This window comes from Gluconobacter sp. P5H9_a (assembly GCF_018812085.1).
GTDB lineage: Bacteria > Pseudomonadota > Alphaproteobacteria > Acetobacterales > Acetobacteraceae > Gluconobacter.
On the sequence record NZ_JACRVW010000005.1, the window covers coordinates 159,770 to 171,354 of the forward strand.

Annotated in this window: 10 protein-coding genes, 1 tRNA gene and 1 riboswitch; of the genes, 8 read left to right on the forward strand and 3 right to left on the reverse strand. The window is 58.1% G+C overall.

Going from position 1 to position 11,585, the window contains the following annotated elements; translation table 11 throughout:
• On the reverse strand, positions 1-2,739 hold the full coding sequence (gene secA, locus KP708_RS07405) for a preprotein translocase subunit SecA (protein ID WP_215749052.1): 2,739 nt from the start codon (positions 2,737-2,739) through the stop codon (positions 1-3).
• A 272-nt stretch (positions 2,740-3,011) separates the two neighbouring features.
• Between secA and KP708_RS07410 the strand changes: the two genes are divergently transcribed.
• From KP708_RS07410 to KP708_RS07430, 5 genes are all read left to right on the forward strand, one after another.
• A complete protein-coding gene (locus KP708_RS07410) occupies positions 3,012-3,932 on the forward strand; it encodes a peptidylprolyl isomerase (RefSeq protein ID WP_099211107.1) in 921 nt (306 codons plus the stop codon).
• 10 nt (positions 3,933-3,942) lie between these two features.
• Positions 3,943-5,178, forward strand: a complete 1,236-nt coding sequence (gene argJ / locus KP708_RS07415; RefSeq protein ID WP_046899945.1) for a bifunctional glutamate N-acetyltransferase/amino-acid acetyltransferase ArgJ — start codon at positions 3,943-3,945, stop codon at positions 5,176-5,178.
• Between the two features lie 103 nt (positions 5,179-5,281).
• Positions 5,282-6,511: an NAD(P)/FAD-dependent oxidoreductase gene (locus KP708_RS07420; protein WP_215749053.1), complete on the forward strand. Its 1,230-nt coding sequence runs from the start codon at positions 5,282-5,284 to the stop codon at positions 6,509-6,511.
• A gap of 52 nt (positions 6,512-6,563) precedes the next feature.
• Positions 6,564-7,313 (forward strand): 2OG-Fe dioxygenase family protein, encoded by a 750-nt coding sequence (locus KP708_RS07425; RefSeq protein ID WP_211499954.1) that lies wholly within the window; start codon positions 6,564-6,566, stop codon positions 7,311-7,313.
• A gap of 53 nt (positions 7,314-7,366) precedes the next feature.
• On the forward strand, positions 7,367-7,927 hold the full coding sequence (locus KP708_RS07430; RefSeq protein ID WP_202206406.1) for a hypothetical protein: 561 nt from the start codon (positions 7,367-7,369) through the stop codon (positions 7,925-7,927).
• Between the two features lie 17 nt (positions 7,928-7,944).
• On the opposite strand, the gene KP708_RS07435 is transcribed toward KP708_RS07430, so the two are convergent.
• Positions 7,945-8,018, reverse strand: a tRNA-Gly gene (locus KP708_RS07435).
• Between the two features lie 110 nt (positions 8,019-8,128).
• A riboswitch (SAM riboswitch) is annotated at positions 8,129-8,208 on the forward strand.
• 79 nt (positions 8,209-8,287) lie between these two features.
• On the opposite strand from KP708_RS07435, the gene metZ reads away from it, so the two are divergent.
• The 3 genes from metZ to KP708_RS07450 are packed head-to-tail and all read left to right on the forward strand — an operon-like array spanning position 8,288 to position 11,215.
• The gene (gene metZ, locus KP708_RS07440; RefSeq protein WP_064273847.1) at positions 8,288-9,481 is read left to right on the forward strand and encodes an O-succinylhomoserine sulfhydrylase; all 1,194 of its coding nucleotides are present in this window, start codon (positions 8,288-8,290) and stop codon (positions 9,479-9,481) included.
• Positions 9,482-9,522: 41 nt separating this feature from the next.
• Positions 9,523-9,996, forward strand: a complete 474-nt coding sequence (apaG, locus tag KP708_RS07445) for a Co2+/Mg2+ efflux protein ApaG (protein WP_086634393.1) — start codon at positions 9,523-9,525, stop codon at positions 9,994-9,996.
• Positions 9,997-10,048: 52 nt separating this feature from the next.
• A complete protein-coding gene (locus KP708_RS07450) occupies positions 10,049-11,215 on the forward strand; it encodes a bifunctional 2-C-methyl-D-erythritol 4-phosphate cytidylyltransferase/2-C-methyl-D-erythritol 2,4-cyclodiphosphate synthase (protein WP_215749434.1) in 1,167 nt (388 codons plus the stop codon).
• A 123-nt stretch (positions 11,216-11,338) separates the two neighbouring features.
• Here the strand turns inward: KP708_RS07450 and KP708_RS15940 are convergent, their stop codons facing one another.
• Positions 11,339-11,467, reverse strand: a complete 129-nt coding sequence (locus KP708_RS15940) for a hypothetical protein (protein ID WP_015072348.1) — start codon at positions 11,465-11,467, stop codon at positions 11,339-11,341.
• Between the last annotated feature and the right edge of the window lie 118 nt (positions 11,468-11,585).

An 11,585-nucleotide genomic window follows, 5' to 3' on the forward strand; every position in this document is an offset into this window, starting at 1 on the left:
TCAGACGAGCCTGCCATGACAGTGTTTGAACTTCTGGCCCGAGCCACACGGGCAAAGCGCATTGCGCGGCGTTTCTTCATACCACTGCTGAAGCGTCGCTGCATCCGGCTCGTTAACTGAGCCCGCAGCCGCAAACTGTACCTGCGGCGCTGCAAAGCTCACTACAGGCTCTGGCTGCGTCAGTGCAGGCGCTGCTGGCGGCGCTTCAAAGCTTTCATGGTGTGCTGAGCTATCGACCACCGGATACGGCGGCGGCTCACTCACAGCCTGGATGCGGCACATCGTCTGCGTCACACGCAGGCGCATATCATCCAGCATCGCCGTGAACATCTGGAAGGCTTCCTGCTTGTATTCGTTCAGCGGATCCCGCTGACCATACGCACGCAGGCCGATACCCTGGCGAAGCTGATCCAGCCCATGCAGATGCTCTTTCCAGACGGCATCGAACGTGGTGAGAACAACCTGCTTCTCGATCATGCGCATGAGGTCCGGCCCCATATTGGCCGTCCGGGCAGCCTGAGCCTTCTGGGCTTCAGCTTCCACGCGCTCGATCACGCTGTCAGCGTCCATGCCGTCTTCCTTCGCCCAGTCAGCGATCGGAAGCTCAAGATTCAGGACGCGGGAAATTTCAGCCGTAAGCCCGGCCGTATCCCAGGCCTCGGCAAAGGATTTCTCAGGAATATGGGCGTGAACCAGATCTTCAATGGTGTGCAGGCGCAGTTCCGCAATCACACCCGACAGATCTTCGGACGACATATATTCCTTGCGCTGGGAATACACTTCCTTGCGCTGGTCATTCATAACGTCGTCGTATTTCAGCGTGTTCTTGCGCATGTCGAAGTTACGGGCTTCAACACGCTTCTGAGCCTTCTCGACGGCCTTGTTCAGCCAGGGGTGAACAATCGCCTCCCCTTCCTTCAGGCCCATCTTCTGCATCATCGCGCCCATACGGTCGCCAGAGAAAATGCGGATCAGATCGTCTTCGAGGGACAGGAAGAAGCGGGAATTCCCCGGATCGCCCTGACGTCCCGAACGGCCACGCAACTGGTTATCAACACGACGGCTCTCATGACGCTCCGTCCCAATGACATATAGGCCGCCGGATTCATGAACCGCGCCATGATTGGCTTCAACGGCTGCACGGATTTCTTCGGTGATGCGCGCACGCTCTGCGTCATCCTCGATCCCATCCGTGTAAGCATGGGTCAGCATCTCGATGTTGCCGCCCAGTTTAATATCCGTTCCACGACCCGCCATGTTCGTGGCAATCGTAATGGCACCCGGCGCACCAGCCTGCGCGATGATGCTAGCTTCTTTCTCATGATGACGCGCATTGAGCACGCTATGCTTGATGCCGCGCTGATCCAGAATGCTGGAAAGGTACTCGCTTCTTTCGATGGACGTCGTACCCACCAGAATTGGCTGCCCCTTGGCGCTCACTTCCTGGATCAGATCTGCAACGGCGTTATATTTTTCGCCCGCAGTCAGATAGACTTCATCGTCCGTATCAATCCGCTTGACGGCACGGTTCGTCGGAATTTCAACAACCGTCAGGTTATAGATTTCGGCGAACTCATCCGCTTCCGTCATAGCCGTACCAGTCATGCCGGAGAGCTTCGGATACAGGCGGAAGTAGTTCTGGAATGTGATGGATGCGAGCGTCTGGTTTTCCTGCTGGATCTCGACGTGCTCTTTCGCTTCCAGCGCCTGATGCAGGCCATCGGAATAACGACGGCCATCCATCATACGTCCGGTGAATTCATCGATGATGATCACCTTGCCGTCACGGACGATGTAATCAACGTCCCGCGTGAAGAGCGTATAGGCGCGAAGCGACTGCTGAACGTGGTGAACGACAGCCACGTTATGAATGTCGTACAGGCCACCTTCCTGCAGAACACCGTCCTGGTTCAGGAGTTCTTCGATACGGTGTGAGCCAGCTTCCGTCAGCGTAACACTGCGCAGCTTCTCATCCTTATCGTAAGCTTCCGGCTCCAGCACCAGCTTGGCCACAACAGCATCAACTGTCCGATAAAGGTCGGAGCTATCATCTGCCGGGCCAGAGATGATCAGCGGCGTCCGGGCTTCGTCGATCAGGATGCTATCCACCTCATCCACGATCGCGTGGTTGAACGGACGCTGCACCATGTCGCCGAGCGAATATTTCATATTGTCGCGCAGATAATCGAACCCGAACTCGTTGTTCGTTCCGTAAGTAATATCTGCTGCGTAAGCTTCACGACGTTCCTCATCACCCAGATTCGGGATGATCACGCCGGTTGTCAGACCGAGGAAGCTGTAAAGAACAGACATTTCCTCGGCATCACGACGGGCCAGATAATCGTTCACCGTCACAACATGCACACCCTTACCGGAGAGCGCATTCAGGTAAACAGCCAGCGTTGCAACAAGGGTCTTGCCCTCACCAGTCCGCATTTCCGCAATACGACCGTCATGCAGAACCATCGCGCCGATCAGCTGCACGTCAAAATGACGCTTGCCCAGAACACGGCGAGAGGCCTCACGGCAGACGGCAAAAGCATCAGGCAGCAGTTTATCAAGGGTTTCGCCTTGGGCGACCCGCTCCTTGAACTCTACAGTCTTGTGCTGAAGCTGCTCGTCACTGAGCCCCTGAACCGTGGGCTCCAGAGCGTTGATCTCCGGCACACGGCGCTGATACGCCTTGAGCGAACGATCATTGGCGGAGCCGAAAAGGGCGCGTGCGAGGCGTGCGAACATGCTGAACCTTGAGATGCCGAGCACCCGGCCGGAAAAGCTCTTTCCACCATCGGAAAGACCTCCCAAACCGGGCAATGACGATTTTCACGTCAGGTGGAGATAGGACCCGTGTGCCCATGGGTCAATGGAGAGGGACCAGAGAAGGCCCTCAAAATACCCATTTCCGCTACGTGACGGAATGGTAAGGGTGCGCGCACTTGCAGGGTTGAGCGGCCTTTGTCATGGTGCAGTCCATTCGGTTTTTCTTATTCTTTATGGTCCGAGGTATTTTCATGCGGCTTTCCCGCTCCACTCTCGCCTGTGCAGCTCTTCTGGCTGGCACGTCGGTTTCGGCTCCCCTCGCATTTGCTGCTCCCGCCGCACCTGCTGCAACCGCTCCGGCCCCGGCTGCCGCACCTGCTCCGAACCCGGACATGGTGATTGCAACCGTTAACGGCGAAAAAATTACCTTGGGTGACGTTCAGCAGGCTGCTGGAAACCTGCCGCCGCAGGCTCGTCAGCTTCAGCCATCCATGCTGATCCCGCTGCTGGTCAACCAGCTCGTCGATCAGAAGGCAATCCAGATTGCCGCCGGCAAGGAAGGCCTGACCAACAAGCCTGAAGTCAAGGAAGCCATGCAGAACGCCGCCAACAGCGCGCTGCAGAATGCTTATCTTGAAACCAAGGTTGGCCCGCAGATTACGGATGCTGCCCTGCACGACTACTACCAGACGCATTACGCCAACCAGAAGCCTGAGCAGGAAGTCCACGCTCGCCACATCCTCGTAGAGACGGAAGCTCAGGCCAAGGACATCATCGCCCAGCTTAACAAGGGCGCTGATTTCGCCAAGCTTGCTGGCCAGCTATCCAAGGACAAGGGCTCCGCTGGTGCCAATGGTGGTGATCTGGGCTGGTTCAAGAAGGGCGACATGCTGCCGGCCTTCTCTGAAGCCGCTTTCTCCATGAAGCCGAACACCATCTCCCAGACGCCGGTTCACACGCAGTACGGTTACCACGTGATCCAGGTTCTGGGCTCCCGCACGGCTCCGATCCCGAGCTTTGACCAGATCCACGACCAGGTCCGTCAGGAACTGATCCGCGAGAAGGTTCGCCAGATCGTTCAGCAGGCTGAATCCCAGGTGAAGGTTGTTCACTTCGACGCACAGGGCAAGCCGGTCACGGCCGCTCCGGCACCGGCTCCAGTCAAGAAGTAAGACTAAGACCATGGCAAAGCCGATCCCCGTCTCTCCGCTGGCCCGTCCTCTTCCGGACCTTTCAACGGTTGCTGGTGTTCGGCTTTCCGCCGTCGCCGCGGGTGTCCGCTATCAGGGACGAACAGACCTGATGCTCGCGGAGTTTGTCCCCGGCACGATTGTCGCAGGCGTTTACACCAAGAACGCCTGCCCTGGCGCACCCATCCTGTGGTGCCGTCAGGCCCAGACAACTCCCTATGCGCGTGCTCTTCTGGTCAATGCCGGAAACGCCAACGTCTTCACAGGACGGGCCGGCATTCAGGCTTGCGAAGACTGTGCAGACGCGGTGAGCAAGCTGCTCGACTGCCCTCCGCAGGACGTTTTCCTCTCATCGACAGGCGTCATTGGGGAAAAACTTCCTCAAGACAGAATTATTGCGGCCCTGCCCGCTGCCCAGGCTGGCCTCTCGGAAGATAACTGGGCACAGGCTGCCCGCGCCATCATGACGACGGATACCTTCCCCAAGGCCGCACGTCGTGACGTGACGATTGGTGGCAAGCCGGTTCGCCTTCAGGGTATTGCCAAGGGTTCTGGAATGGTCGCCCCCGACATGGCCACGATGCTGGCCTATGTCGCGACGGACGCGAAGCTTCCCCAGAATGTTCTCCAGTCCCTTCTGGCCTCTGGCTGCGCGCAGAGTTTCAACTCCATCACAGTCGATTCGGACACTTCCACGTCAGACACCCTGATGCTGTTCGCAACCGGCCTGGCCGATAATCCAGCCGTTGATGACGTCAACGATCCCGCTCTCGCCGAATTTACCCTCGCCCTGAATGACCTGCTTCTGGAGCTTGCCCTGCTGGTTGTCCGGGATGGCGAAGGGGCGACGAAGCAGATCCGCGTTGAAGTCACCGGTGCAGATTCCAATCTTTCCGCACATCGCATTGCGCTCTCAATTGCTAACTCGCCATTGGTCAAAACGGCTATCGCTGGTGAGGACGCAAACTGGGGCCGTGTCGTGATGGCTGTAGGCAAGAGTGGTGAACCCGCAGACCGTGACCTTCTGTCCGTCGCCATCGGCGGAACCTGGATCGCGCGCGATGGCGGCGTTGTCGAGAACTACGATGAAGCCCCGGTCGTCGCACACATGAAGGGCCAGGACATCGAAATTACAGTCGATATGGGGCTTGATGATGGACAGGCCCGCGTGTGGACGTGTGACCTGACCCATGGCTACATCGACATCAATGGTTCTTACCGCAGCTAGAGCGATCAACACGAGAGCGGGAGCGGGGGTTGTGCAGCCCTCCGCCTCCCGTTAGCACAGGTATCGCTCCAATTGGCGGGCGCTTGGTATGAGGAAACTGTCCATGTCTGCTGCAACTCGTGTCGTTGTTCTCGGTGGCGGTGTCGGAGGTCTTGAGGCTGCTACGGCCCTTGGTCGCCGAAACAACATAGCCGTGACACTCGTTGACCGCAGTCCGGTCCATTACTGGAAGCCTTCCCTGCATGAATTTGCAGCAGGCACGATGCAGCACGACGGCAACTGTATTCCTTTCGCGGAAACGGCTGGAAAATTCGGTTTCAGCTTTGTCCAGAGCCTGCCCACCGCCGTTGACCGTACCGCTCAGACAGTCACGCTCGAAAACGGGAGCACCCTCCCCTACGATTATCTGGTTGTCGCTCTGGGCTCCCGCGCCAATGACTTCGGCATTCCAGGTATCGTCGATCACTGTCGTTTCATTGATAGTCTCAATGACGCAGACACTCTGTACTCCGAATTTCGCAAGGCTCTTCAGGCAGCGCGCGCTGCTGGTCAGAAGCTGAGCCTCGGTATTGTTGGTGGTGGCGCTACGGGTGTTCAGCTCGCTGCCGAGCTTTGCAAAGCCATTGATGAAGCGCCCGGCCTTGGCCCGTCGGTTCGCAAAACGGGTCTTGATGCTGTCCTGATTGAAACCGGGCCGCGCATCCTTCCCGCCTTCCCAGAAGCCGTGTCCACGGCGGCAGCCAGCCAGCTCGAAAAGCTTGGCATTTCTGTGCGTACGGGCGCCATGGTTGTTGGCGCTGACGAGCATGGCTTTAATCTCAAGTCCGGCGAGCAGATTCCTGCGACCCTTCGGGTCTGGGCTGCGGGTGTTCGCGCCTCTGATGCCACAGGCCTCTTTGATGGCCTGGAACGCGGCCGTGCAGGGCAGCTTGGTGTGACACAGACGCTTCAGACAACTGAAGACGCCAAGATCTTCGCGATTGGCGACTGCGCCCGCATCGACGCCGCGCCAGTAGCCCCCACTGCTCAGGCTGCCCGCCAGCAGGGCCAGTATGTCGGGCGTGTCCTGCCGCAGATCATTGCCGGCCAGACACCTGCACCATTCGTTTACAATGATCGCGGCGCTGTCGTGGCATTGGGTGATTATAACGGCTGGGGTATGCTGGATGCCAACCGCAGCTTTGGTGGGGGTCTGCTGTCTGGCCTGTTTGCACGCCTCATTCACGAAGGGCTGTACCGCCAGCATCAGGCTGGTATCGTGGGTCTGGTAAAGACGGCTTGCACGACGGCGAAAGAGCATCTTTCTCCCGTAAAGCCAGACCTCGGCGCCTGAAATCGCCCGACAGATGTGACCGTCGGGCCGTGGCATCACCAAGTGAGCGGACATGACCGACGCACATCTGCCTTCCACGTTCGATCAGACCATGCAGCGGGTCGAAAACGTCCTGTCTGACAAGGGCTTCAAATTCCTCCAGGCGGATACCATGCGTCCGCTTCTGGAGCACGAAGGCCTGACAGACTGGGACAGTTTTGCCGCCAGCTGGAACGACCTCGGCCTTGATCTCTACATGGCCGATGGGGGCCGCTACCGCCGCCGTCGCTATGCGACCTTTACGGTCAGTTCCGAAAACATCACGCGCAAACCAAATCAGCCTCACTATCAGAGCCGGGATCACAACCTGCTCAATGGCGGCATCGAGCGCTGGTTCGGACCGATTGAAGACGCGATTGCCACTCATCCCGCCATGCTGGCAGCCATTCGAACAATTGGCCGATTCGCAGATGCCCTGACACCCTCCGAATCACGCCCTGAAACGTGGCACGCAGAGGTTCACCAGTTCCGCATTGAAGCGAACCCCAACAGTGAGGGGCGCCCTACCCCGGAAGGCATGCATCGCGATGGCGTAGACTGGGTGCTCGTCCTGATGATCGGCCGTCACAACGTCGAGCAGGGTGTGACGACAATTCACGATGACCAGAAAGATCTTCTGGGCTCATTCACCCTGACCAAGCCATTTGATGCTGCAATTGTGGACGATCATCGCGTTTATCATGGCGTGACAGCCGTCACGCCACAGGATGCAGACAAGCCTGCCTATCGTGATGTGCTGGTTATTACCCTTCGCCACGAATAAACCTGAAATCTCCAATGGATCGACAGGCTTAATTCCGTGTTAAGAATAACATCATGACGATCCAGCAGATTCTTTCCCGTATCCGGCTTCGCCATCTGGCGCTGCTTACAGTCTCAGCCCTCTCGGTCGCCGCAACGGTGAGCGCTGCGACAACGCATCACCGGACGCATCATACGCGTCGGGCTAACGCCGTGGGGACAGGGGCCGCACCGGTTATCCTGTCTGCCCATCCAGGCACGCAGCTTGATATTGATGCGCGCAAACTGAACACGGACGATCTGGAAGATGCCGCCAAGCATCACGATCATCCGGTCGTGCTCGTCGGCTCTGCCCCGCTATCCGCAGGCAAGAATGATGAAGCCCTGTTCGTTCAGCTTCAGTCTGCTCGCCTCTGTGGGTCTGCTGGCTGCACCACATCCGTGTATCTGCGCCATAACGACAGCTGGAAGACGGTTCTGGATTCTGTGAACGGTGATATTTCCGTTCTCCCTACACGCCACAAAGGCATGCACGATCTTCTGGTCGGCAAGAACGACAAGTGGATCTGGGACGGCAACGAATATCAAGACACCTTGAGCGCGCCACCAATGCCCAAGATGAACGGGCCGAACTGACAATTTTCAGGAAAGTCTGGAGCGGGTGAAGGGAATCGAACCCTCGTATGCAGCTTGGGAAGCTGCCGTTCTACCATTGAACTACACCCGCGACGTCGCTGCTTATATCCCCCCCTTCGCGCCTCTGCAATCCATGCCGAAGGGGTGTTGACGCAAAACCACTCCTCGGCCCATAGTCCGCTCGTGAAATGGACATAAAGACCGTTTCATCCTCGTGATTTGAGCGGCCGGCTTGCGGCGAGGATAAATAACTGCGCTAAAGAGGCCCTGCGGTTTTCCATCCAAGATTTCCCAGGACTTCCACGGCCCGCCACATGCTTTCCGCCTATCCAGGTGGAAACCTTATGGAGGGACTGATTTATGTCTTCAGAAAACTGGCGTACTGCCACCCGTCTCCTGCACGACGCACCGAACCGCACTGAATTCGGTGAAACGTCCGAAGCCATCTTCCTGACATCGGGCTTTGTCTACGACAGCGCCGAACAGGCTGCAGCGACGTTTACGGGTGACGTTGAGCACTTCCAGTATTCCCGCTTCGGCAACCCTACTGTCGACACGTTGCAAGAGCGCCTCGCTCTTCTCGAAGGGGCTGAAGCCTGCATTGCGACCTCTACAGGCATGGGTGCCGTTTCTTCGGCTCTTCTGGCCCATGTGAAAACCGGGGAGCGCGTCGTCGCATCCCGCGCCATCTTCGGGTCCTGTTACTGGATCGTCACCAGCCTGCTGCCGCGCTACGGCATTGAGACGGAGCTGGTTGATGGTGATGACTATGAGGCATGGGAGCGCGCGCTGTCCCGCCCGACAGCCGCTGTTCTGATCGAAAGCCCGTCGAACCCAATGCTGGACGTTCTCGATATCCAGCGCATCGCAGACCTTGCTCACAAGGCAGGCGCGCTGCTGATGGTGGACAATGTGTTCGCATCCCCCATCGGACAGTCTCCCCTCAAGCTTGGCGCTGACGTGGTGCTGTATTCCTGCACGAAGCACATTGATGGTCAGGGCCGTGTTCTAGGGGGGGCCGTTCTGGGCAGCGACAAATGGATCAAGGAGACCCTCCAGCCCTTCACCCGCAACACGGGTAACGCGCTGTCTCCGTTCAATGCATGGGTGCTGCTGAAGGGGCTGGAAACTCTCAAGCTCCGGACCGAAGCCATGGCGCGCAATGCGGCAGATGTCGCAGATGCACTTGCTGGCCTGCCGGGCGTCGTGAATGTCCGCTATCCAGGCCGTAGCGATCATCCGCAGCATGAACTTGCTCAGAAGCAAATGAGCAACGGTGGATCGCTCGTCGCTTTCGAAGTCGAGAACGGCAAGGCCGGTGCTTTCGCATGCCTCAACGCCTTCGGTCTCATCGCAATTTCCAACAACCTGGGTGACGCCCGCAGTCTGGCCACGCATCCGGCAACCACAACGCATATGCGTGTTGGCGAAGATGAACGCGCACGTCTGGGCATCACCGACGGCGTGATTCGTCTTTCCGTTGGTCTGGAAGATGCAGCCGATCTGATTGCTGACGTCACCGCCGGTGCCGCTGCTGCTCACGCTGCAAAATAAGTTTTCCTGACAAAGGCTCGGGATGACATTAGAATGGCGTTATGCCTGACAAGTCATCCCAACCCCATCTCCTGGCTGATCCGGAAGCGGCAATGGCCGAAGCCATGGAAAACGCCCCCCGCTTCAGCCAGATAACGGACGACGTGACCGTAACCGTCCGCACGTTCTGGCTGGACGACCAGTCCCAGCCGGAAGACCACCGCTTTGCGTGGGCGTATCATATCTGCATTGAAAATGGTCGGAAGGACACCTTCCAGCTGATTTCCCGGAGTTGGGAAATTGTGGATGGCCTTGGACGGACTGAGCACGTTCACGGAGATGGCGTTGTTGGAGAACAGCCCATCATCGGTTCGAAAGACCAGTATGATTATACGTCTGGCGCCATGCTCACCACGCCAAGCGGTTTCATGCGCGGCACGTACCACATGCTCGAGCCGGTTTCAGGCCAGCGCTTTGACGTGCATATCCCCACGTTCAGCCTCGACAGCCCCCACGAAGCCGGGCTGCTGCACTAACTCCTGATACCTACCCTTGACGTTGCGCGCCCGGCAGCCCATTCCTGCGCGCATGCGTATTGCTGCCCTTCTTCTCGCCGCCGGTCGTGGCCGGCGTTTTGCAGCTGGCTCCCCCGAAGGTGAGGGCTCCAGCAAGCAATTCCGAATGCTCCGGGGAAAACCCGTCATCCGCCGTGCCGCTGAAGCTCTGCTTCCACACGTGGATATCCTGCTTCCCGTAGGAGATGACCCACTGCTGGCTGACAGTCTGGCAGGCCTAAATGTTCTGCCGCCCGTATCAGGCGGCGCAGAGCGTCATGACAGTGTACGCAACGGACTGGAAACGCTCGCTAATCTGGCAGAACCCCCGGATCTCGTGCTTGTCCATGACGGAGCACGCCCCTGCGTGCCGCCCGAGGTGGTTCAGAACGTCATTGAGGCACTGAAGGCCCATGCCGGTGTTATCCCTGCCGTTGCGGTCAGCGATACGATTAAGAAAGTGGAAAACGGTATCATTGTCGATACCGTCTCCCGTGAAGGCCTGTGGCGCGCACAGACCCCGCAGGGCTTTCACTTCCCGACCCTGCTCGAACTTCACCGAACCCAACGTGATGCCCGCACCGATGATGCCGCATTGCTGGAACATGCAGGCCATCCGGTCGCCATCGTTCAGGGCTCGGACAATAATATCAAACTGACAGTTGCGGAGGATCTGATGCGTCTTGAAGGTGTAATCGACGGCAACCTGCTGCCCCGCGTTGGGCTTGGCTATGACGTCCACGCATTCGAGGAAGGCCGCAAGCTGATCCTCTGCGGCATCGAAATTCCCCATACAAAGGGTCTGGCCGGTCATTCAGACGCCGATGTTGGCATCCACACGCTGTGTGACGCCATTTATGGTGCGCTGGCTGAGGGCGACATTGGCCGTCATTTCCCACCCACGGACAACGAGTGGAAAGACATGGATTCCGCCCGCTTCCTGGTTCATGCGGGCGAACGTATCCGTGCCCGTGGCGGCTTCCTCGTCAACGCGGACATCACTCTGATCTGCGAACGCCCGAAAATCGGCCCTCATGCCAAGGCGATGCAGGACCGTCTGGCAGAGCTGCTGCAAGTGAATGTCAGCCGTATCTCCGTGAAGGCCACCACGTCCGAGCGTCTCGGCTTCACAGGCCGCGAAGAAGGGATTGCAGCGACTGCTGCCGTCAGCATTATGGTGCCGGATAACGGAGACGCCTGAACGTCCGAGTTTACTTTCGGGAAAAATTCCAGAGCCCATTCTTCATCGTGGAGAGTGGGCTTTTTTTATGTCACAGTAAAAAAGATAAGCCTGACAGGTTCTCAGGCCCAATCCAGCCGTGTCTCAACCGTGAATAGCGCAGACCACGACAATAATCGGCGTTGCAGCTAGCAGAAGCCATGCCCCCATGGAGCACTTTGCTACAAGACGTGTACCCATGTGACGCATGGGACGACTGACGGATACCGACATATCTTCCTCGACTCTGACATTGCAGGACAGAGCGGAAACTGCGCCATAACTCCCCTTGGAAGCCAGTCACTAATCATCTCGTTCTGTCACAGCGCCAGATGCGCCCCGATTATGGCAA

Coding starts and splice junctions, on each gene's coding strand:
- secA (WP_215749052.1), bottom strand. CDS start 2,739: ATGTTCGCACGCCTCGCACGCGCCCTTTTCGGCTCCGCCAATGATCGT.
- KP708_RS07410 (WP_099211107.1), top strand. CDS start 3,012: ATGCGGCTTTCCCGCTCCACTCTCGCCTGTGCAGCTCTTCTGGCTGGC.
- argJ (WP_046899945.1), top strand. CDS start 3,943: ATGGCAAAGCCGATCCCCGTCTCTCCGCTGGCCCGTCCTCTTCCGGAC.
- KP708_RS07420 (WP_215749053.1), top strand. CDS start 5,282: ATGTCTGCTGCAACTCGTGTCGTTGTTCTCGGTGGCGGTGTCGGAGGT.
- KP708_RS07425 (WP_211499954.1), top strand. CDS start 6,564: ATGACCGACGCACATCTGCCTTCCACGTTCGATCAGACCATGCAGCGG.
- KP708_RS07430 (WP_202206406.1), top strand. CDS start 7,367: ATGACGATCCAGCAGATTCTTTCCCGTATCCGGCTTCGCCATCTGGCG.
- metZ (WP_064273847.1), top strand. CDS start 8,288: ATGTCTTCAGAAAACTGGCGTACTGCCACCCGTCTCCTGCACGACGCA.
- apaG (WP_086634393.1), top strand. CDS start 9,523: ATGCCTGACAAGTCATCCCAACCCCATCTCCTGGCTGATCCGGAAGCG.
- KP708_RS07450 (WP_215749434.1), top strand. CDS start 10,049: ATGCGTATTGCTGCCCTTCTTCTCGCCGCCGGTCGTGGCCGGCGTTTT.
- KP708_RS15940 (WP_015072348.1), bottom strand. CDS start 11,467: ATGTCGGTATCCGTCAGTCGTCCCATGCGTCACATGGGTACACGTCTT.